Source organism: Mesorhizobium atlanticum (assembly GCF_003289965.1).
Classification (GTDB): Bacteria; Pseudomonadota; Alphaproteobacteria; order Rhizobiales; family Rhizobiaceae; genus Mesorhizobium; species Mesorhizobium atlanticum.
Genome location: NZ_QMBQ01000005.1, coordinates 585,898 through 605,860, shown reverse-complemented (window position 1 = coordinate 605,860; position 19,963 = coordinate 585,898). Strand labels below are relative to the sequence as shown.

The following is a 19,963-nucleotide window of genomic DNA, read 5'->3' as shown; positions in this document are numbered from 1 at the left end:
ATGCGGGTAGCCATCATCGACTACGGCTCGGGCAATCTGCGCTCGGCCACCAAGGCCTTCGAGCGCGCCGCGCGCGAGGGAGGAATAGCCGCGACGATCGAGCTGACGGCCGATGCCGAGCGGGTGCGTTCCGCCGACCGCATCGTGCTGCCGGGCGTCGGCGCCTATGCCGATTGCGCCGCCGGCCTGCACGCGGTGCCAGGCATGTGGGAAGCGGTGGAAGAGGTAGCGCTGCGCAAGGGGCGGCCGTTCCTCGGCATCTGCGTCGGCATGCAGCTGATGTCGCAACGCGGGTTGGAAAAGACCATCACCGAAGGCCTTGGCTGGATCGCCGGCGACGTCAAGGAGATCACACCGTCCGATCCGGCGCTGAAAATCCCGCAGATCGGCTGGAACACGATCGAGCTTATCCGCCCCCATCCGCTGTTTTCCGGCATCGAGACGGGTCCGAGAGGGCTGCACGCCTATTTCGTGCATTCCTACCACCTGGAAGCGAAGAACCCGGACGAGGTGCTGGCGGTTGCCGACTATGGCGGCCCGGTGACGGCGGCGGTTGCCCGCGACAACCTCGCCGGCACGCAGTTCCATCCCGAGAAGAGCCAGGCGCTCGGCCTGGCGCTGATCACCAATTTCCTGAAATGGAGGCCCTGAAAATGAGCAGGAAGGGCTATTGGATGGCGATGATCGACGTGCGCGATCCGGACGTCTACAAGCAGTATATTGAAGCGAATGCCGTCGCCTTCGCGAAGTACGGCGCGAAATTCGCGGTCCGTGCGGGCCGCTACGAGAGTCCGGAAGGACCGACCGGCAACCGCCACGTGCTGGTGGAGTTCGAGTCCTACGATAAGGCGATCGAATGCTATCATTCGCCTGAATATCAGCGCGCCTCGAAACACAGGCTCGCCACTTCGACAGGTCATTTCGTCATCGTCGAGGGCGCCTGACCCATGATCCTGTTTCCGGCAATAGATCTCAAGGACGGCAAGTGCGTGCGCCTGAAACACGGCGACATGGCCACCGCCACCGTCTACAACGACGATCCCGCCGCGCAGGCCAAGGCCTTCGAGGACCAGGGCTTCGAGTGGCTGCATGTCGTCGACCTCAACGGCGCCTTCAAGGGCCAGAGCGTCAATTCGGCGGCGGTCGGCGCCATCCTGAAGGCGACGAAGAATCCGGTGCAGCTCGGCGGCGGCATCCGCACCTTGCCGCAGATCGAAGACTGGCTCGACCGCGGCCTGACGCGCGTCATCCTCGGCACCGTGGCCGTGCGCGAACCCGAACTCGTCAAGGAAGCCTGCAAGGCTTTTCCGGGAAAGATCGCCGTCGGGATCGACGCCAAGGGCGGCAAGGTCGCAGTGGAAGGCTGGGCCGAGGCTTCCGAGCTCGGCGTCATTGAGCTCGCCAGGAAATTCGAGGGCGCCGGCGTTGCCGCCATCATCTACACCGACATCGATCGCGACGGCGTGCTGACCGGCATCAACTGGGATTCGACCATCGACCTCGCGGAAGCGGTTTCCATTCCCGTGATCGCATCCGGCGGCCTCGCCTCCATTGCCGACATCGTGCGCATGACCATGCCCGACGCGAAAAAACTCGAAGGCGCGATCTCCGGCCGCGCCCTATATGACGGACGTATCGACCCGGCCGAGGCGCTGGCGATCCTGCGCGGCGAGCGGGCGGAGGCAGAATAGTGAACATTTCGATCATCCTGGCATCCTATGACAGCGGCCATTTCCACAGCGGCTGCGGCCAAGGTCCGGACGCGCTGATTTCCGGCGGATTGGCCGATGCGCTGAGGCTTGCCGGCCATGATGTCGAGGTGAACGACATCGGCAAGGTGGTCGAGGACGAAGAAGAGCGCGAGATCGGCACCGGCTTTGCCGTCTGCCGCGCCGTGTCAGGCGAAGTCCGCATGGCGCTGGACAAGAAGCGGTTTCCGATCGTGCTGGCCGGCAACTGCCTGACCGCCGCCGGCGCCGTGGCAGGCGCCGGCGCCGACGCCATCGTCTGGGCCGACCAGCATGGCGACCTCAACACGCCGGAGACCACCACAACGGGCTTCCTCGACGGCATGGCGCTGGCCACGGTGCTCGGCCTCTGCTGGCGGTCGATGGCGAACCAGATCCCCGGCTTCAAGCCGGTCGATCCGTCGCGCTCCGTCCTGGTCAACGCGCGCGACCTCGACGGCGCCGAGAAGGAACTGTTGGAAAAGCTGCCGATCATCCGGACCGAATGCCCCGACTGGAAGAGCGCGGCGCAGAGACTGAAAGCCGACGGCGCACGCCAGGTCCACATGCATGTCGATCTCGACGTGCACGATCCCGAGAAGCTGCAGGCCAACCGCTACACCACGCCCGGCGGCCCGGCGCCGGAGCAGGTGCGCATGGCGATGTGCGGCCTCGCCGGCCCGCTCACCATCGCCGGGTTGACCATTTCCGCCTATGATCCGGCCTTCGACCCCAAGGGCGACGTGCCGCCGCTGGTCGGCGAGCTGGTGGTCGACCTGCTGTCCACACTGGAAGGCAAGTGATGCTGAAAGCCCGCGTCATCCCCTGCCTGGACGTCAAGAACGGCCGCGTGGTCAAGGGCGTCAATTTCGTCGACCTCATCGACGCCGGCGATCCGGTAGAGGCCGCCAAGGCTTATGATGCCGCGGGCGCCGATGAGCTGTGCTTCCTCGATATCACCGCGTCGTCGGACAATCGCGAGACGATCTTCGACGTGGTCGCCCGGACGGCCGAGCAATGCTTCATGCCGCTCACCGTCGGCGGCGGCGTGCGCCAGGTGGCCGATATCCGCAAGCTGCTTCTGGCGGGCGCCGACAAGGTGTCGATCAACACGGCGGCGGTGAAGAACCCGGATTTCGTCACGGAAGCCGCCGACAAGTTCGGCAACCAGTGCATTGTCGTGGCCATCGACGCCAAGAAGGTGTCGGCGGCCGGCGAGCCCGATCGCTGGGAGATCTTCACCCATGGCGGGCGCGAGAAGACGGGCATCGACGCGGTCGACTTCGCCGCTCGCATGGTCGATCGCGGCGCCGGCGAGATCCTGCTTACCTCGATGGACCGCGACGGCACGAAGGCCGGCTACGACATTGCGCTGACCCGCGCCGTCGCCGACGCGGTGCGCGCGCCGGTCATCGCATCGGGTGGCGTCGGAACGCTCGATCACCTGGTCGAAGGCATACGCGACGGCCACGCGGGGGCCGTGCTTGCCGCCTCGATCTTCCATTTTGGCACCTACTCGATCGCCGAGGCCAAGGCATATATGGCCAAGGCCGGCCTGCCGATGCGGCTGGACTCGGCCATCCATCGGGCTTAAAGCATGATCCCGGAAGGTGGGGACCAGTTTTCGGAAAAGATCACGCTTAAACAAGCAGATAGATGACCGACATGGCTCAATTTTCGCTCGCCGAGCTGGAAACGATCATCCACCAGCGCGCCCATTCCGGCGACCCGGAATCGTGGACGGCGAAACTGTTCGCCAAGGGTATGGACAAAGCGGCGCAGAAGCTCGGCGAGGAGGCTGTGGAAACCGTTATCGCCGCCGTCCGCGGCGACAAGCAGGCCCTCGTTTCGGAAAGCGCCGATCTTATGTATCATTGGCTGGTCGTGCTTGGCATAGCGGGCATTCCGCTGGACGACGTGCTGAAGGAACTCGAGGGGCGTACCGGCCGCTCGGGGGTTGCCGAAAAGGCGTCCCGGCCCCGGGGCTGATGGCCCGGGCTGACGGCGAGGAGGGCAGGAAACTCGATGGACCAGCTTGCTCCGACCGAGAAATACTCCCCTTATCGTTTCTTCTCCGCCGAGCAATGGTCGCAGTTTCGCGCCGACACGCCGCTGACGCTGACCGAGGAAGAAATCGACCGGCTGCGCTCGCTGAACGACCCGGTCGACCTCGAAGAAGTCAGGCGCATCTATCTTTCGCTGTCACGGTTGCTCTCGGCCCATGTCGAGGCGAGCCAGCTGCTGTTCAGGCAGCGCCAGGCCTTCTTCAAGGCTCAGGACATCGTCAAGACGCCTTTCATCATCGGCATCGCCGGTTCCGTCGCGGTCGGCAAGTCGACCACGGCGCGCGTGCTGAAGGAGCTTCTGGCGCGCTGGCCATCGAGCCCCAAGGTCGATCTCATCACCACCGACGGCTTCCTGTTGCCCAACGAGATCCTGCGCCGCGAGAACCTCATGGAGCGCAAGGGGTTTCCCGAAAGCTACGATGTCGGCGCGCTGCTGAGATTCCTGTCGGGCATCAAGTCGGCGCAAGGCAGCGTCCGGGCGCCGGTCTATTCGCACCTGACCTATGACGTCATCCCCGGCGAGTTCGTCACCATCGACCGTCCCGACATCCTGATCTTCGAAGGCATCAACGTGCTGCAGCCGGGCAAGCTGCCGAAGGACGGCAAGATCGTGCCGTTCCTGTCCGACTTCTTCGATTTCGCCATCTATATCGATGCCGACGAGAAGCTGATCCACCAGTGGTACATCCAGCGCTTCATGCGGCTGCGCGAGACCGCTTTCCGCAATCCGGACTCCTTCTTCCACCGCTATTCGCAGCTTTCCGAGGATGCCGCGCGCGCCATTGCCGAGGGGCTGTGGGCCAATATCAACCTTAAGAACCTGCGCGAGAACATCCTGCCGACCAGGGCGCGGGCCGATCTCATCCTGCGCAAGGGCGCCAATCACCTGATCGAGGAAGTGGCCCTGAGGAAATTGTGATCCCTTAACGGCGCCTTAGGCAATCCCGACTAGCGTTGGCAGCCAAACTCCAGCGGGTGTCGGGAGGCAACCGGTGATTAATGCGGGCAATGCCGCTGGCCGCAAGGCCCCGGTCTATTCACTGGTCATCCCGATCTTCAATGAAGAGGCGGTGCTGCCGCTGCTTGTGCGGCGGATCAACGCCTTGCTCGACAAGCTCGACGACAGCGCCGAGGCGATCTTCGTCGACGACGGCAGCCGGGACACAAGCGTCATCTTCCTGCGCGGCATGGCCGCTTCGGATCCACGCTTCCGGCTGATCGAACTGTCGCGCAATTTCGGCCACCAGATCGCGATCACCGCCGGCATGGACGCGGCTGCCGGCGATGCTGTGGTCGTCATGGATGCGGACTTGCAGGATCCGCCCGAAGTGGTGCTCGACCTCGTCGCCAAATGGAAGGAAGGCTACGAGATCGTCTATGCCCGCCGCACCAAACGCGAGGGCGAAACGCTGTTCAAGCGTGTGAGCGCCAGCCTCTTCTACCGCGCCCTCGAGCAGATGACCTCGGTGACTATCCCCCGTGACGTCGGCGATTTCCGGCTCGTGGGAAGAAAGGCCCTGGATACATTCAAGCAGATGCCGGAGCGCGACCGCTTCGTGCGCGGCATGTTCGGTTGGATGGGTTTCAAGCAGACGGCGGTGTCGTTCGAACGACCCGAGCGAGCGGCTGGCGAAACCAAATATCCGTTCTGGAAAATGGTGCGGCTGGCGGTCCATGGCGTCATCGGCTTTTCCGACAAGCCTTTGCGGCTGGCGCTGTGGGCCGGTCTCGCCGTTTCCGGCTTCGCCGCCCTGCTTGGCGTCTTTGCCCTGTTTTCCTGGCTGTTTGCCAGCGGCATCGTCCATGGCTGGACCTCTACGGTCGTGATCATCTCCTTCCTGTCGGGCATCAATCTCTTCATGACCGGCATTGTCGGCCTCTATGTCGGCGGCATCCACGCCGAAGTGAAGCGACGGCCGCTCTACGTGATCGACCGTCTGACTGGCTTTGAGGAAGCGGTGAACATGGCGGCAGAGAACCGCAACCGGTCGACGGCATCGCCGTCGGCGCGCGACAGAAGATTTGGCTGATGGCGGCGCTTTTCGATCAATACCGGTCCACCTACAACCGGACCGTCGACGAGTCGATCAGCTTCTCCGGCCTGAAGCATGATTTTTTCCTGCAGGCCAAAGTAGAGCCGCTGGCCCGGGTGATTGCCGAGCGCGGCCTTGCCGAAGGCGGAGCCGGTGTTCGGGCCCTCGATGTCGGTTGCGGCATCGGAGCCCTGCATCCGTATGTTCGGCCGCTTTTCTCGACCCTGGACGGCTGCGACATATCGACGGAATCCGTGGCGCGGGCCAGGGGTGACAACCCATGGGTCACGTACAGGGACTATCCAGGCCCGGCACTGCCCTATGCGGATGACACTTTCGATCTCGCTTTCGCGGTCTGCGTGGTTCATCACGTGCCGCCGGAGCAGTGGCCTGCTTTCGTTTCCGAGATGCGGCGCGTCGTCCGCGCCGGCGGCGCGATCTGCCTGATCGAACACAATCCCTTCAACCCTTTGACGCGATTGGCCGTGCTTCGCTGTCCCTTCGACGAGGATGCCGTCCTGATCAGCCGGCATAGGGCCGGCCGTCTACTGAAGGCGGCCGGGCTCGCCGACATCGACAGCAGGCATTTCCTCCTGCTTCCCTTCGCCAGCCCGTTTGCGCGCAAGGTCGAAAGCTGGTTTGCGCGCGCGCCGCTTGGAGCGCAGTATGTCTGCAGCGGCCGTGTCTGACTTGCGCACGGGCCAACGTCTGATCCGGTTCCTTATGACCGGCGTCGGCGCGACATTGCTCTATGCCTTGCTGGCCGCAATGTTTTCGGCGGGCAGGCCGATCATGATGGACCCCGTCGCGGGTTCTGTCATCGCCTATGCCGTGGCCTCCGCCTTCTCCTATGCGGGGCATAAGTATTTTACGTTTTCTTCTGGCGGGGCACATCGTTTCGAGGCACCTCGCTTCGTCGTTCTCACCTTGCTCGGTCTCGCCATATCCTCCGCCTTTCCTGCCATCCTGTCGGGTAAGCTCGGGCTTCCGGCGCAGATACCGATCGTGCTGACCTGCCTGTTTGTTCCGTTTGTCAATTACGTGGTGCTTCGCCACTGGGTTTTTGGAAAAACCCTCGCCAGGCCGCGGAACGGCTCCCTATGAGCGCGCTCCAGGACCGCCTCGCCTCCCGGTCGGCTGACGGATCCGTTCCGAAGCGTCGCGTTCGGACGCTGGTCCTGCTGGCCGTGGTTCTGGCGGCCGCCATTCCCTGGCAGACGCGATGGGGCGTGGTGTCCGACACCAGTTGGATAATCACCATGTGCGAGCGCATGCTCGGCGGTGACCGTTTGTATGTCGATCTCATCGAAGCCAATCCGCCCTTCACGCCGTGGCTGTTCATGCCTGCCGTGGCGCTCGCGCACAAGCTCGGCATATCGCCGGAGATCGCGGTCCTTGGCTATTCCTATGCGATCTGCCTGCTCGGATTGGGGCTTGCCGTTGTCATTGCGCGGTGTGCCGGCTTTGCCGAGAACGCCACCTTGTTTGCCCTGCTGCCGCTTTTCCTCGGCCTGCTGGTCATCTTTCCCGGCAACGCGTTCACCCAGCGCGAGCATCTGGGAATGGCATTGTTTGCACCCTTGCTGGTGCTGACGGCATGGCGCGCGGCGCCGCCCGAGGGTCGAACGCCTAGCCTACCATTGGCGCTGCTTGCCGGCCTCAGCGGCAGCATTCTGGTGCTGGTCAAGCCCTATTATGCGCTGGTCGTGCTTGTCCCGGCGCTTTATGTTGCCTGGCGCCGCCGCTCGATCCGGCCGCTTTTCGCCGCCGAATACTGGGTGATCGGCCTGATCGGCGTCGCCTATGTCGTTGCGGTGCGCCATTTCTACCCGCAATTCCTCGACGCGATATACCCGATGCTTGTCGACACCTATATGCGGGTGCGGAACCTCCAGACGGTGCTGCTGATGTATGGGCCGGTCTATCTGGTCGGGCTCCTGATGCTGCGCCTGCTGCGGCCCGGATTGCCTTTCTCGCCGCTGGTCGCGGTGTTCGCGCTTGCTTCCCTGGCGGCCATGGTGCCGCTGGTCTACCAGGCCAAGGGTTGGCCCTATCACGCATTTCCGGCGTTCAGCCTGTTGTTGACGGCGCTGCTTTTGAGAACGGCACAAATCAACCCAATGACGCGCCCGCCGGGAGCGATCGAACCGGGGCGCAAGGTGATGCTGGCCGCCATGGTCGCGGCCGCGGCCATCCCGTTCATGCAAACGCAGAGCCCCAACACGGACCTTGTCGCCAAGGTCAGGGCCGCAGTGCAAAACCCAACCGTCGCCCTTGTCGGCTCCGACATCGCGGCCGGGCATCCGCTGACGCGCATGCTTGGCGGGACATGGATATCGAGCTATTGCAGCGACTGGCTCGGTGGATTTTCCCTTTATCTTTCCGCGACCGAGGCGCGGGCCGGCAATCATGCTGCCGCGGATCACTACCGCCAGGTTTTCGATCACTACATCGACGGCAAGCTCGACGAGCTCAAGACCAAGCGGCCTATGCTGATAATCATTCAGAAAACCGATACGGCCATGAACGCGGCACTTTCCAGTCGGCAGGACTATGCCAGCTTCCTGAGCGGATATGAGATGATCGCCGAGGACGACAATGTACGTGTCATGCTGCGCAACGCCGGCCTCAGCCAGGCACCGTCACCCGCCGCAGCGTCAGGTTGATGCGACCGCCATTCTTCAACAGGGCCGATGTCGCGGGATAGATGCGGTCGACGCCATGGAAGGCGAGGCGCCCTTCGCCGCCGAGCACGACGACGTCGCCGCTCTTAAGCCTGAACGATTTGGTGCCGCCCTCGCGTGTGTTCTGGCCGACCCGGAACAGGCAGTCGTCGCCCAGCGACACCGACACCACAGGCGCGTCGAAATCCTGCTCGTCGCGGTCCTGGTGCAGGCCCATCCTGGCATCCGCCGCATAGAAATTGACCAGGCAGGCCTCGGGCGGATGCGGGTAGGCAGCAACCTCGCGCCACAATTTCAGCAAGGCTTCGGGGATCGGCGGCCACGGCTCGCCCGTCACCGGGTGCGTCGGCTGGTAGCGATAGCCGCGCTCCCTGTCGGTCACCCAGCCGAGCGCGCCGCAATTGGTCATGCGCACGCTCATCTCCTTGCCGGTGCGCGGCATGGCCGGAACATAGAGGGGCGCGGCCTGCACGACGCGCCGGATCTCCTCGACCAGCGCTTCCTGGGCGGGGCGCGCGAGGTAGCCCGGCATGTGGCGGACGCCTTTGGGCAGAACGAGCATGGATCGATCCGATCAATTGGCCCGAGAGCATGCCACCTAAGGAACAGGTCCGCGACCCGAAAACGGCCGCCCGGTTCCGGTATGCTGTCCTCAGTCGCTGTCGACCCGACCGCGCAGCTTCTTCACCGTCGACCGGCCCGCCTTGCTCTTGAGGCGGCGCTCCACGGCGCCTTTGGACGGCCTCGTCTTCTTGCGCGGCGGCGGTGGCGGCTCGGCCGCCTTGGCGACCAGCGCGGTCAGGCGCGCCCGCGCGTCGGCGCGGTTCTGCTCCTGGGTGCGGAACCGGCCGGCCTCGATGACGATGACGCCGTCCTTGGTGGCGCGCTGGCCGGCAAGCTTGATCGCGCGGACGCGGACCCGCTCGCTGAGGCCCGAAGCGTTCGCCGCGTCGAAGCGCAGTTGCACGGCGGTGGCCACCTTGTTGACGTTCTGGCCGCCCGGCCCCGAGGAGCGGATGAAATCCTCGTGCAGGTCGCCCGGGTGGATAACGGCTTCGCCGGAGATAATGATGTCGTCGTCGCTCGCCATGCACGCACTCATGGCGCGACGGCCACGAAAAGAAAAGGCCCGGCGCAAGGAGGCTTCACCGTTTCACGGAAAACGGCGAATCCTCGCTGGCTCTCTAGGTTGGCGCAATTCCGGATGGAAAACCGTTTTCACACTTTTCCTGGAATTGCGCTGGCCAGGCCTTGGAGGTGAGGACGCTCGAGGCAGCTCTTATTCCGCCGCCTCCTGCAGGCGCGGCGCGGCGCCGAGGATGGTTGCGTCGACATGGCGTTCGAATTTCTCGAAGTTGGTCGCGAACATGTTGACCAGCTTCGCGGCCTGGCGGTCGTAGCCGGCCTTGTCCGCCCAGGTCGAGCGCGGGTCGAGGATGGCGCCGTCGACACCCGGAACCGCCACCGGCACCGCGAAGCCGAAATTGGCGTCGGTGCGGAACTCGGCCGACTTCAAGGAACCGTCGAGCGCGGCGCCGAGCAGGGCGCGCGTCACCTTGATCGGCATGCGGCGGCCGGTGCCGTAGGCGCCGCCGGTCCAGCCGGTGTTGACCAGCCAGCAATCGACCTTGTGCTCGGCGATCAGCTCGCGCAGCAAATTGCCGTATTCCGAGGGATGACGCGGCATGAAGGGCGCCCCGAAGCAGGTCGAGAAGGTCGCTTCCGGCTCGGTGACGCCCTTTTCCGTGCCGGCGACCTTGGCGGTGTAACCGGAAAGGAAGTGATACATCGCCTGCGCCGGGGTCAATTTCGCGATCGGCGGCATCACGCCGAAAGCGTCGGCGGTCAGCATGATGATGTTCCTCGGATGGCCGGCGCGGCCGGTCTTCGAGGCGTTGGGGATAAAGTCCAGCGGATAGGCGCAGCGCGTGTTCTCGGTGAGGCTGCCGTCGTTGAAATCCGGCACGCGGCCGGCATCGAGCACGACATTCTCCAGCACCGTGCCGAAGCGCTGCGTGGTGGCGAAGATCTCCGGCTCGGCCTCGGCCGACAGCCTGATGGTCTTGGCGTAGCAGCCGCCCTCGAAATTGAAGATGCCGTGCGGACCCCAGCCATGCTCGTCGTCGCCGATCAGCGTGCGCGACGGATCCGCGGAAAGGGTCGTCTTGCCGGTGCCGGACAGGCCGAAGAAGACGGCCGCGTCGCCGGCAGGGCCTTCATTGGCGGAGCAGTGCATGGGCATCACGCCCTTTTCCGGCAGCAGGTAGTTCAGCATCGTGAACACCGACTTCTTCATCTCGCCGGCATAGGACGTGCCGCCGATCAGCACGATCTTGCGGATCAGGTCGACCGCGATCACCGTTTCGGTGCGGGTGCCGTGACGCGCCGGATCGGCCCGGAAGGACGGCAGGTCGATGATCGTCATGTCGGGGAGGAAACGCTCGAGCTCCGCGGCTTGCGGGCGGATCAGCAGGTTGCGGATGAAAAGCGAGTGCCAGGCGTATTCGGTGATGACCCGGGTCGGCAGCTTGAGGTCGGCGTCTGCGCCGCCAACCAGGTCCTGGACATAGAGATCCTTGTCCGCCGCATGGGCGCGGAAATCGGCAAGCAGCGCCTCGAACTGGGCGGGCGAGATCGCCCTGTTGTTGTCCCACCAGACATGCGGTTCGGTCGCCTCGTCGCGCACGACGAATTTGTCCTTCGGCGAACGCCCGCTGTGCTGGCCGGTCTCGGCGACGAGCGCGCCCTGCGCGGTCAGCCTTGCCTCGCCGCGCCGGACCGCTTCCTCGTAGAGTTCGGCCGCGCCGAAATTGTAGCGCACCACGCCCGTGGTCTTCAGGCCGATCGCGTCAATCGCGCAGTCGGGGTTGCGTTTGCCGGCTTCCGACATCAAATTTCCTCTCTGGATTTGGCCGCATATGACGGGTGATTTCCCGGAGCCCGCGCCGGGGCCGCAGGTTCAGAACCAGAAAAGCCGAATGATATCAAATCATTAATCGATTTAAAAAATTTGAAAGTTGTTTAAATCGTTTATATGTGCAAAAAATCACAGAGGTTGCCCAAAGGATTGGCAGGTTTGCTTCGTCCAATCCCGGTACGGGTGCGATGGTGTGTAGCGGCAGAGCGCCCGTGACTTCCGACAGGGCCCGTGCCACATTTTGTACCCAATTTGTCCTGCAAAAGCCCCTTCTCGACGACAGAAGGGACAGCTCATGAGGGAGCCACTTGAAATGGCAACAATCGCGCTTGTCGACGACGACCGCAACATTCTGACCTCGGTGTCGATCGCGCTCGAGTCCGAGGGCTATCGGGTCGAAACCTACACTGACGGCGCGTCGGCGCTGGAAGGCCTGGCGGCCCGGCCGCCGAACCTCGCCATCCTCGACATCAAGATGCCGCGCATGGACGGCATGGAGCTGTTGCGCCGCATGCGCCAGAAGTCGGACCTGCCGGTCATCTTCCTGACGTCGAAGGACGACGAGATCGACGAATTGTTCGGCCTCAAGATGGGCGCCGACGACTTCATCCGCAAACCCTTCTCGCAGCGGCTGCTGGTCGAGCGCGTGCGCGCGGTGCTGCGCCGGACCAGTGCCCGCGAGGCGGCGGCCAAGGCGCCCGCCCAGCAGGCCCGCTCGCTCGAACGCGGCCAGCTGGTGATGGACCAGGAACGCCATACCTGCACCTGGAAGGGCGAGCCGGTGACCCTGACGGTGACCGAGTTCCTCATCCTGCATTCGCTGGCGCAGCGCCCCGGCGTGGTGAAAAGCCGTGATGCGCTGATGGATTCGGCCTATGATGAGCAGGTCTATGTCGACGACCGCACCATCGACAGCCACATCAAGCGGCTGCGCAAGAAGTTCAAGGCCGTCGACGACGACTTCGAGATGATCGAAACCCTTTACGGAGTCGGGTACCGGTTCCGCGAGGCTTAAGGTAATGCATGTCGCCCGAACGGGTGGGCATGCACAGGAACGGACCGGGAGCTGCTAGTCGATGGCAGTGGAAGTAGAGCGAGGCAGACGGGCGGGCGCGGCAAGGCGTCCGCCGCGGATCGTGCCCGCCTTCGTGTCGAGGTTCACGGTGCCGATGCGCCGGTTTCTCGGCCACCACATCTTCTCCAGCCTGACGCGGCGCATCCTGTTCCTCAACCTGGCCGGCCTTGCCGTGCTGGTGACCGGCATCCTCTACCTCAACACCTTCCGCGACGGCCTGATCGACGCCCGCGTCGAGAGCTTGATGACGCAGGGCGAAATCATCGCCGGCGCGATCGCCGCCTCGGCGACGGTGGAAACCGATTCGATCAGCATCGACCCGGAAAAGCTGCTCGAGCTGCAGGCCGGCGAGAGCCTGGGGCCGGGGTCGGACCAGCTCGACAATCTCGACTTCCCGATCAACCCCGAGCGCGTCGCGCCGGTGCTCAGACGACTGATCTCGCCGACGCGCACCCGCGCCCGTATCTATGACCGCGACGCGAACCTCCTGCTCGATTCCCGGCATCTCTATTCGCGCGGCCAGATCCTGCGCTACGACCTGCCGCCCGTCGACGACGAACAGCCCGGCCTTGTGGAGCGGGTCGAGAAGTTCATCTTCGACTTCTTCCGCAACAAGGACCTGCCCGTTTATCACGAGCAGCCCGGCGGCAACGGCGCGGCCTTCCCAGAGGTGGTCAAGGCGCTGACCGGCAGCCCGTCGACCATCGTGCGGGTGAGCGAGCAGGGCGAGCAGATCGTCTCCGTCGCGGTGCCGATCCAGCGTTTTCGTGCCGTGCTTGGTGTGCTGATGCTGTCCACCGAGGGCGGCGACATCGACAAGATCGTCGCGGCGGAGCGCAAGGCGATCCTGCGCGTGTTCGGCGTCGCGGCGCTGGTCACCGCGATCCTGTCGATGCTTCTGGCGTCCACCATCGCCAATCCGCTGCGGCGGCTTTCCGCCGCGGCCGTCAGGGTGCGGCGCGGCGTCAAGAATCGCGAGGAAATCCCGGACTTTTCCGACCGGCAGGACGAGATCGGCAATTTGTCCATCGCCGTGCGCGACATGACGAATGCGCTTTACGCGCGCATCGAGGCGATCGAAAGCTTTGCCGCCGACGTCTCGCACGAATTGAAGAACCCGCTGACGTCGCTGCGCAGCGCCGTCGAGACGCTGCCCTTGGCGAAGAACGACACGTCTCGCGCTCGCCTGATGGAGATCATCCAGCACGACGTGAAGCGGCTCGACCGGCTGATCACCGACATCTCCGACGCCTCCCGTCTCGACGCGGAGCTCGCGCGTGAGGACGCCGGAACCGTGGACCTGAAGAAGTTCATCACCGATCTGGTCGCAGTCTCGCGCGAGACCACGCGCAACAAGAAGGCCGTCGAGATCGAGCTGAAGGTCGCCAAGCTGCCGGCCGGCGCCAAGGGCTATTTCGTTGTCGGCCATGATCTGAGGATCGGCCAGGTCATCACCAACCTGATCGAGAACGCGCGCTCCTTCGTGCCCGACGAGCACGGCCACATAACGATCTCACTGGCGCGCGCGGGCAAGTTCAACATCGTCACCGTCGACGACAACGGCCCGGGTATCCGGGCCGAGAACATCGACCGCATCTTCGAGCGCTTCTACACCGACCGGCCGGCCGGCGAGGCGTTCGGCCAGAATTCCGGCCTTGGCCTCTCGATCAGCCGCCAGATCGTCGAGGCGCATGGCGGCACGTTGACGGCGGAAAACATCCCCGGCACCAAGCCCGGCGAGATCAAGGGCGCGCGCTTCGTGGTGACGCTGCCGGCGGAAGGCTGATCTGACGGGCATGTCCGACCCTGCCGTGAAGCCTGAAAACATCCATGGAACGGCGATTCTTATCGGCGATTGCGGCGTCCTCATCACGGGGCCGTCGGGCGCCGGCAAGACGACACTGGCGCTGACGCTCATCGACCATTGCCGGGCGCGCGGACTGTTTTCATATCTGATCAGCGACGACAGGCTGCTTGCCGCCGCGCATGGCGGGCGATTGATCTGCCGTGCGCCGGCCACCATCGCCGGCCTCGCCGAAGTGCCAGGCTTCATGCCATGCCCGCTGCCGTTCGAGCCGGCCGGCGTGATCGACCTGCATATCCGGCTCGTCCCGAAGGAAGAAATGGCCCGTTTCCAGGAAGATATCAGCGAGCCGATCGCGGGCTGTCCTGTGCCGCGCATCGATCTTGTCGAGCGCAACGCAGCCTCCGCCTTACCGGCGGTGATGGCGCGGCTGTCGATCCAGCCTTTTTCATGATCCGGCCTGGGTTTTTTGCTGCGATGCGTCAAAATGGCCCAAGCCGCCGCAATTTTGGGCTTGTCAACCGGCCGCGCGTCGACAAGATAGCGCTCCCGCCGCCTGGAATGGCTGGCGAACATAATATACGCCTGTGAAGCGGCGATGACGGGAGCCACCAGAGAATGATCGGACTCGTGCTCGTGACGCACGGTCAACTCGCCACCGAGTTCCGGCATGCCGTAGAGCATGTCGTCGGGCCGCAAGACAATTTCGAGACCGTGGCCATCGGCGCCGACGACGACATGGAGCAGCGCCGGGCCGACATTGTCGATGCGGTGGCGCGCGTCGATACGGGCGCCGGCGTCATCGTGCTCACCGACATGTTCGGCGGCACGCCGTCCAACCTCGCCATCTCGGTGATGGAATCCGGCCGCACCGAAGTGATCGCCGGCATGAACCTACCGATGCTGATCAAGCTCTCCTCGATCCGCAAAGGCGACAACATGGCCGCCGCGCTCGACGAGGCGCAGGCGGCGGGCCGCAAATACATCAACGTCGCCAGTCAGCTCCTGAGCAGCAAATGAACGCATCGGCGCCGCAAACGGATGAGGTTGTGCGGGAGTTCCCGATCATCAATCAGCGCGGCCTGCATGCGCGAGCGTCGGCCAAGTTCGTCCAGGTCGCCTCCGGCTTCGATGCCACGATCCATGTCGAGAAGGACGGAGTGAAGGTCGGCGGCACCTCGATCATGGGCCTGATGATGCTGGCGGCGAGCCCGGGCTATTCGATCCGCGTGATCGCCAGCGGCCCGGAAGCCGTGCCGGCCATGGACGCGCTGGAGCAGCTGGTCGCCTCGCGCTTCGGCGAAGAAATCTAGTCCCCGGCTTCACATTCCGCGCTTCCAAGACATGCGCGCATAAAGATTTCTTTATGTCCCATTGTCGGATGGCGACCGATCTGCTAGTCAGGCCGGCAACCGCGCCCTCCCTCGCGCCTCCCGGCGCCGGCGCGTCTTTGAGAAAAAAATCACACCGGAGCACTGCCATGACGGGTAGCAAGGACTATGTGGTCGCCGACATCTCGCTTGCCGGCTGGGGCCGCAAGGAGATCGAGATCGCCGAAACCGAAATGCCGGGCCTGATGGCCTGCCGCGAGGAATTCGGCGCCAAGCAGCCGCTCAAGGGCGCGCGCATCACCGGCTCGCTGCACATGACCATCCAGACGGCGGTGCTGATCGAGACGCTGAAGGCGCTGGGCGCCGACATCCGCTGGGCCTCCTGCAACATCTTCTCGACGCAGGACCATGCGGCCGCCGCGATCGCCGAGGCCGGCATTCCGGTGTTCGCCATCAAGGGCGAGTCGCTCGAGGATTACTGGAACTACACCGACCGCATCTTCCAGTGGACCGACGGCGGCACCTCCAACATGATCCTCGACGACGGCGGCGACGCCACCATGTACATCCTGCTCGGCGCGCGCGCCGAGGCCGGCGAGGACGTGCTGTCTAATCCTGGCAGCGAGGAGGAAGAGATCCTGTTCGCGCAGATCAAGAAGCGCCTGAAGGCCTCGCCCGGCTTCTTCACCAAGCAGCGCGAAGCGATCCGCGGCGTCACCGAGGAGACCACCACAGGCGTCAACCGTCTCTATCAGCTGCAGAAGAAGGGGCTGCTGCCCTTCCCGGCGATCAACGTCAACGATTCCGTCACCAAATCGAAATTCGACAACAAATATGGTTGCAAGGAATCACTGGTCGACGGCATCCGCCGCGGTACCGACACGATGATGGCCGGCAAGGTCGCGGTGGTATGCGGCTATGGCGACGTCGGCAAGGGCTCGTCGGCCTCGCTGCGCGGCGCCGGCGCCCGCGTCAAGGTCACCGAGGTCGACCCGATCTGCGCGTTGCAGGCAGCGATGGACGGCTTCGAGGTGGTCACGCTGGAGGATGCGGCCCCGACCGCCGACATCGTCATCACCACCACCGGCAACAAGGATGTCGTCACGCTCGACCATATGCGGGCGATGAAGGACATGGTGATCGTCGGCAATATCGGCCACTTCGACAACGAGATCCAGGTGGCGGCGCTGCGCAATTTGAAATGGACCAACGTCAAGCCGCAGGTCGACCTGATCACCTTCCCGGACGGCAAGCGGATGATCCTTCTGTCGGAGGGACGCCTGCTCAACCTCGGCAACGCCACCGGGCACCCGAGCTTCGTCATGTCGGCCTCGTTCACCAACCAGGTGCTGGCCCAGATCGAGCTTTTCACCAAGCACGGCCAGTATCAGAACCAGGTCTATGTGCTGCCCAAGCACCTCGACGAGAAGGTGGCGCGGCTGCATCTCGACAAGCTCGGCGCCAAGCTGACCGAGCTGTCCGGCGAACAGGCCGCCTATATCGGTGTGACGCCGCAGGGCCCGTATAAGCCGGAACACTACCGCTATTAACCAAAGCGAAATTATCTACCAGATATTGAAGCCGGGTGGTTGACTTTCCGCCCGGCTTTATTTTTTGCGCCAATGATTCTTCACGCCGATTCCGGCAGGCGTTATTGTTGTGATTCGCGGTCCGGGGACAGGATGGGCCGGGGACGCATTCAGGGCGGTCTTGCATTCAAGCGGCGAAGAGGACCAAGACATGCCGGGGGATTACCCGCCAAGCGCGGGACAGGCCGTTTCCGGCGGCCATAAGGATTCGAACGAAGCCGGGCCCGCCGTGAACGGCGGCGGTTTTCGCGCCGGCCTGCGGCCGGCCTTGCTTCTTGCCACCTCGGCGCTTGCCAGCCCGCTGCTCGCCTTTGCCGCACGCGCCGACACAAGCCTGGCGGGAAAAACCGGGGCGCCGGTCAGCACCGTCGAGGTCATGCAGCTCGCCATGTTCGTCGGCGTGATGGGCGCAGCACTTGTCTCGGCCATCTTCCTGATCCGCGAGCGCGCGCGCACCGCCGCGCAGAATGTCCAGCTCAGGGCCCGCATCGCGGACGTCAACGCGGCGCTGCAGCGTTCCGAGGCGCTGCTCAACCTGCGCGACCAGCGGCTGATCGTCTGGGCCACGGACAACAAGAAGCCCGAGCTCATCGGCAGCCTGCCTTTGGAAAGCGGCGCGCCCGACGACAGGTCCGCCTTCCTTGCCTTCGGCCGCTGGCTGATGCCGCGCTCGGCGGCGGCGCTCGAACACGCGGTCGCCGCGCTGCGCGAACAGGCGAAGGCCTTCGATCTGGTCATCGAGACGCAGGCCGGCGTGCCGCTGGAAGTGCATGGCCGCAAAAGCGCGGCGCATGTGCTGGTGCGCTTCGTGTCGCTGTCGGAGACGCTGCGCAACCAGGCCAGGCTGAAGATCGAGAACCAGCGGCTCAGCGCCGACCACGACACCATGATCGGCCTGCTCGACGCGTTGAAGATGCCGGCATGGCTGCGCGGCGCGGACGGGCGATTGCAATGGGTCAACCGCGCCTATGCCGAGGCGGTGGAGGCCGAAAGCCCGGCCGCCGCCGTGCGCGACGCCAAGGAGTTCCTAGGCGGCCAGGCGCGCGAGCAGATCGCCGAGCAGCACAAGACGCGCCCGGTCTTCGAACAGACGCTTTCCACCGTCATCGAAGGCGACCGCCGCATGTTCGCGGTCACCGACTTCGCCGGCGCCGACGGCTCGGCGGGGCTTGCCTGCGACACAAGCGCGGCCGAGACGATCCGCGCCGAATATGAGCGGACCGTGCGCAGCCATGCCGACACACTCGACCAGTTGAATACCGCGGTGGCGATCTTCGACACCGAGGAAAAGCTGCGCTTCTTCAACCAGGCCTTCCAGAAACTCTGGGGGCTCGACTCGGGCTTCCTGCTCAGCGCTCCTTCCAACACGCTTCTGCTCGACCGGCTGCGCTCGGAAGGCAGGATCGCCGAGCAGCCGGAATGGCGGCGCTGGAAGGAGAACCTGCTCAGCGCCTATCGCGCCGTCGAATCGCAGGAGCACTGGTGGCACCTGCCGGACGGGAAGACGATCCGCGTGGTGGCGAACCCGCAGCCGAAGGGCGGCGTCACCTGGGTGTTCGAGAACCTGACCGAGAAGATGGATCTCGAAAGCCGCTATCAGACCGCCGTGCGGGTGCAGGGCGAGACGCTGGACAACCTCGCCGAAGGCGTGGTCGTGTTCGGTCCGGACGGGCGGCTGCGCCTGTCCAATCCGGCCTTCGTCGCGCTGTGGGGGCTGACGGCGGAAGCGGTCAAGCCCAATGTCCATGTCTCGGCGATCCGCGACCTGTGCGACCAGCGCGCCGCGAACAGCCCGTGGGGCGGCTTCGTCGCCGCGGTCACCGGCTTCGACGACGAGCGCCGCGACCGCCGCGGCCAGATCGAGCTCGTCAACGGCAACGTGCTGAGCTACGCGGTGATCCACCTGCCCAACGGCCAGGTGATGATCACCTTCGTCGACGTCACCGACACCGTCAATGTCGAGCGGGCGCTGAAGGACAGGAACGAAGCGCTGGAGAAATCCGACCAGTTGAAGAACGAGTTCGTGCAGCACGTGTCCTATGAGCTGCGCTCGCCGCTGACCAATATCATCGGCTTCACCGAGTTGCTGTCGCTGCCCGCCACCGGGCCGTTGACGCCGAAGCAGCGCGAATACGTCGAGTATGTCGGCTCGTCGTCATCGGTGCTGCTCACCATCGTCAACGACATTCTCGACCTGGCCACCGTAGACGCCGGCATCATGCAACTCGACATTTCCGAGATGAACATCGACCGGACGATCGCCGCGGCGGCCGAACTGGTTGCCGACCGGCTGGACGAGCACCGGATCAAGCTCGCGATCGATGCGACGGAGGCGCCGGCGAGCTTCCACGGCGACGAGACCCGCATCCGCCAGATCCTCTACAACTTGCTCAGCAACGCGGCGAACTATGCGCCGGAGGCAAGCACGATCCGGCTTACTTGCCGGCGGCTGGCCGACGGCGTCGAGTTCTCGGTGCATGATGACGGCCCCGGCATGCCGCCGGACGTGCTGGAGTCGGTCTTCCGCCGCTTCGAGCCGCGAGCCAATGGCGGGCGGCGGCGCGGCGCCGGACTGGGGCTCTCGATCGTCAAGAGCTTCGTCGAACTGCATGGCGGAAGCGTGCGCATCGAGACCGGCCAGGACAGGGGCACCACGGTGATCTGCACCTTCCCGGACAAGCCTTCCGGAATCCCGGATACGCCCGCGGGCATCCGCGACGCGGCCGAGTAGCGCAGC

At 64.6% G+C, this 19,963-nt stretch carries 21 protein-coding genes; 18 read left to right on the top strand and 3 right to left on the bottom strand.

Annotated elements, in window-relative coordinates; genetic code table 11:
* The 11 genes from hisH to DPM35_RS20370 all read left to right on the top strand — a co-directional run bounded on the left by hisH (window position 1) and on the right by DPM35_RS20370 (window position 8,492).
* Window positions 1-651: an imidazole glycerol phosphate synthase subunit HisH gene (gene hisH, locus DPM35_RS20420; RefSeq protein WP_112129023.1), complete on the top strand. Its 651-nt coding sequence runs from the start codon at window positions 1-3 to the stop codon at window positions 649-651.
* A 2-nt stretch (window positions 652-653) separates the two neighbouring features.
* Window positions 654-944: a DUF1330 domain-containing protein gene (locus tag DPM35_RS20415; RefSeq protein ID WP_112129022.1), complete on the top strand. Its 291-nt coding sequence runs from the start codon at window positions 654-656 to the stop codon at window positions 942-944.
* 3 nt (window positions 945-947) lie between these two features.
* A complete protein-coding gene (hisA, locus tag DPM35_RS20410; protein WP_112129021.1) occupies window positions 948-1,691 on the top strand; it encodes a 1-(5-phosphoribosyl)-5-[(5-phosphoribosylamino)methylideneamino]imidazole-4-carboxamide isomerase in 744 nt (247 codons plus the stop codon).
* Window positions 1,691-2,530 carry an arginase family protein gene (locus DPM35_RS20405; RefSeq protein ID WP_112129020.1) on the top strand — a complete coding sequence of 280 codons (840 nt, stop codon included), beginning with the start codon at window positions 1,691-1,693 and terminating at the stop codon, window positions 2,528-2,530. The genes hisA and DPM35_RS20405 overlap by 1 nt, the downstream gene beginning before the upstream one ends.
* Window positions 2,530-3,321 (top strand): imidazole glycerol phosphate synthase subunit HisF, encoded by a 792-nt coding sequence (hisF, locus tag DPM35_RS20400; protein WP_112129019.1) that lies wholly within the window; start codon window positions 2,530-2,532, stop codon window positions 3,319-3,321. Before DPM35_RS20405 ends, hisF begins: the two co-directional genes overlap by 1 nt.
* Window positions 3,322-3,392: 71 nt before the next feature.
* Window positions 3,393-3,716 (top strand): phosphoribosyl-ATP diphosphatase, encoded by a 324-nt coding sequence (locus tag DPM35_RS20395; RefSeq protein ID WP_112129130.1) that lies wholly within the window; start codon window positions 3,393-3,395, stop codon window positions 3,714-3,716.
* A gap of 36 nt (window positions 3,717-3,752) precedes the next feature.
* On the top strand, window positions 3,753-4,712 hold the full coding sequence (coaA, locus tag DPM35_RS20390) for a type I pantothenate kinase (RefSeq protein ID WP_112129018.1): 960 nt from the start codon (window positions 3,753-3,755) through the stop codon (window positions 4,710-4,712).
* Window positions 4,713-4,788: 76 nt separating this feature from the next.
* Window positions 4,789-5,823, top strand: a complete 1,035-nt coding sequence (locus DPM35_RS20385; RefSeq protein WP_112129129.1) for a glycosyltransferase family 2 protein — start codon at window positions 4,789-4,791, stop codon at window positions 5,821-5,823.
* Complete coding sequence (locus DPM35_RS20380; RefSeq protein WP_112129017.1) at window positions 5,823-6,515, top strand: class I SAM-dependent methyltransferase; 693 nt, start codon at window positions 5,823-5,825, stop codon at window positions 6,513-6,515. Before DPM35_RS20385 ends, DPM35_RS20380 begins: the two co-directional genes overlap by 1 nt.
* Complete coding sequence (locus DPM35_RS20375; RefSeq protein ID WP_112129016.1) at window positions 6,493-6,930, top strand: GtrA family protein; 438 nt, start codon at window positions 6,493-6,495, stop codon at window positions 6,928-6,930. The genes DPM35_RS20380 and DPM35_RS20375 overlap by 23 nt, the downstream gene beginning before the upstream one ends.
* Window positions 6,927-8,492, top strand: coding sequence for a hypothetical protein (locus DPM35_RS20370; RefSeq protein WP_112129015.1), 1,566 nt, complete (start codon window positions 6,927-6,929; stop codon window positions 8,490-8,492). Before DPM35_RS20375 ends, DPM35_RS20370 begins: the two co-directional genes overlap by 4 nt.
* On the opposite strand, the gene DPM35_RS20365 is transcribed toward DPM35_RS20370, so the two are convergent.
* The 3 genes from DPM35_RS20365 to DPM35_RS20355 form a co-directional block, all read right to left on the bottom strand.
* Window positions 8,455-9,072 (bottom strand): alpha-ketoglutarate-dependent dioxygenase AlkB family protein, encoded by a 618-nt coding sequence (locus DPM35_RS20365; RefSeq protein WP_112129014.1) that lies wholly within the window; start codon window positions 9,070-9,072, stop codon window positions 8,455-8,457. The two genes, DPM35_RS20370 and DPM35_RS20365, sit on opposite strands and share 38 nt — an antisense overlap.
* A 90-nt stretch (window positions 9,073-9,162) precedes the next feature.
* The gene (arfB, locus tag DPM35_RS20360; RefSeq protein WP_112129013.1) at window positions 9,163-9,600 is read right to left on the bottom strand and encodes an alternative ribosome rescue aminoacyl-tRNA hydrolase ArfB; all 438 of its coding nucleotides are present in this window, start codon (window positions 9,598-9,600) and stop codon (window positions 9,163-9,165) included.
* 189 nt (window positions 9,601-9,789) lie between these two features.
* Window positions 9,790-11,400, bottom strand: a complete 1,611-nt coding sequence (locus DPM35_RS20355; protein WP_112129012.1) for a phosphoenolpyruvate carboxykinase — start codon at window positions 11,398-11,400, stop codon at window positions 9,790-9,792.
* Window positions 11,401-11,740: 340 nt separating this feature from the next.
* Here DPM35_RS20355 and DPM35_RS20350 point away from each other — a divergent pair, with 340 nt between their 5' ends.
* The 7 genes from DPM35_RS20350 to DPM35_RS20315 all read left to right on the top strand — a co-directional run bounded on the left by DPM35_RS20350 (window position 11,741) and on the right by DPM35_RS20315 (window position 19,957).
* Window positions 11,741-12,442, top strand: coding sequence for a response regulator transcription factor (locus DPM35_RS20350; protein ID WP_095819116.1), 702 nt, complete (start codon window positions 11,741-11,743; stop codon window positions 12,440-12,442).
* A gap of 61 nt (window positions 12,443-12,503) precedes the next feature.
* Window positions 12,504-14,288, top strand: coding sequence for a sensor histidine kinase (locus DPM35_RS20345; RefSeq protein WP_112129011.1), 1,785 nt, complete (start codon window positions 12,504-12,506; stop codon window positions 14,286-14,288).
* A gap of 10 nt (window positions 14,289-14,298) precedes the next feature.
* Complete coding sequence (locus DPM35_RS20340) at window positions 14,299-14,760, top strand: HPr kinase/phosphorylase (protein WP_112129010.1); 462 nt, start codon at window positions 14,299-14,301, stop codon at window positions 14,758-14,760.
* A 164-nt stretch (window positions 14,761-14,924) separates the two neighbouring features.
* On the top strand, window positions 14,925-15,326 hold the full coding sequence (locus tag DPM35_RS20330; RefSeq protein ID WP_027166957.1) for a PTS sugar transporter subunit IIA: 402 nt from the start codon (window positions 14,925-14,927) through the stop codon (window positions 15,324-15,326).
* The gene (locus tag DPM35_RS20325; RefSeq protein WP_041000039.1) at window positions 15,323-15,619 is read left to right on the top strand and encodes an HPr family phosphocarrier protein; all 297 of its coding nucleotides are present in this window, start codon (window positions 15,323-15,325) and stop codon (window positions 15,617-15,619) included. Before DPM35_RS20330 ends, DPM35_RS20325 begins: the two co-directional genes overlap by 4 nt.
* A 167-nt stretch (window positions 15,620-15,786) precedes the next feature.
* Window positions 15,787-17,187: an adenosylhomocysteinase gene (gene ahcY / locus DPM35_RS20320; protein ID WP_112129008.1), complete on the top strand. Its 1,401-nt coding sequence runs from the start codon at window positions 15,787-15,789 to the stop codon at window positions 17,185-17,187.
* Between the two features lie 190 nt (window positions 17,188-17,377).
* Window positions 17,378-19,957 (top strand): sensor histidine kinase, encoded by a 2,580-nt coding sequence (locus tag DPM35_RS20315; RefSeq protein ID WP_112129128.1) that lies wholly within the window; start codon window positions 17,378-17,380, stop codon window positions 19,955-19,957.
* Window positions 19,958-19,963: the final 6 nt, after the last annotated feature.

Coding starts and splice junctions, on each gene's coding strand:
- hisH (WP_112129023.1), top strand. CDS start 1: ATGCGGGTAGCCATCATCGACTACGGCTCGGGCAATCTGCGCTCGGCC.
- DPM35_RS20415 (WP_112129022.1), top strand. CDS start 654: ATGAGCAGGAAGGGCTATTGGATGGCGATGATCGACGTGCGCGATCCG.
- hisA (WP_112129021.1), top strand. CDS start 948: ATGATCCTGTTTCCGGCAATAGATCTCAAGGACGGCAAGTGCGTGCGC.
- hisF (WP_112129019.1), top strand. CDS start 2,530: ATGCTGAAAGCCCGCGTCATCCCCTGCCTGGACGTCAAGAACGGCCGC.
- DPM35_RS20395 (WP_112129130.1), top strand. CDS start 3,393: ATGGCTCAATTTTCGCTCGCCGAGCTGGAAACGATCATCCACCAGCGC.
- coaA (WP_112129018.1), top strand. CDS start 3,753: ATGGACCAGCTTGCTCCGACCGAGAAATACTCCCCTTATCGTTTCTTC.
- DPM35_RS20380 (WP_112129017.1), top strand. CDS start 5,823: ATGGCGGCGCTTTTCGATCAATACCGGTCCACCTACAACCGGACCGTC.
- DPM35_RS20375 (WP_112129016.1), top strand. CDS start 6,493: ATGTCTGCAGCGGCCGTGTCTGACTTGCGCACGGGCCAACGTCTGATC.
- DPM35_RS20370 (WP_112129015.1), top strand. CDS start 6,927: ATGAGCGCGCTCCAGGACCGCCTCGCCTCCCGGTCGGCTGACGGATCC.
- DPM35_RS20365 (WP_112129014.1), bottom strand. CDS start 9,072: ATGCTCGTTCTGCCCAAAGGCGTCCGCCACATGCCGGGCTACCTCGCG.
- arfB (WP_112129013.1), bottom strand. CDS start 9,600: ATGGCGAGCGACGACGACATCATTATCTCCGGCGAAGCCGTTATCCAC.
- DPM35_RS20355 (WP_112129012.1), bottom strand. CDS start 11,400: ATGTCGGAAGCCGGCAAACGCAACCCCGACTGCGCGATTGACGCGATC.
- DPM35_RS20350 (WP_095819116.1), top strand. CDS start 11,741: ATGGCAACAATCGCGCTTGTCGACGACGACCGCAACATTCTGACCTCG.
- DPM35_RS20345 (WP_112129011.1), top strand. CDS start 12,504: ATGGCAGTGGAAGTAGAGCGAGGCAGACGGGCGGGCGCGGCAAGGCGT.
- DPM35_RS20340 (WP_112129010.1), top strand. CDS start 14,299: ATGTCCGACCCTGCCGTGAAGCCTGAAAACATCCATGGAACGGCGATT.
- DPM35_RS20330 (WP_027166957.1), top strand. CDS start 14,925: ATGATCGGACTCGTGCTCGTGACGCACGGTCAACTCGCCACCGAGTTC.
- DPM35_RS20325 (WP_041000039.1), top strand. CDS start 15,323: ATGAACGCATCGGCGCCGCAAACGGATGAGGTTGTGCGGGAGTTCCCG.
- ahcY (WP_112129008.1), top strand. CDS start 15,787: ATGACGGGTAGCAAGGACTATGTGGTCGCCGACATCTCGCTTGCCGGC.
- DPM35_RS20315 (WP_112129128.1), top strand. CDS start 17,378: ATGCCGGGGGATTACCCGCCAAGCGCGGGACAGGCCGTTTCCGGCGGC.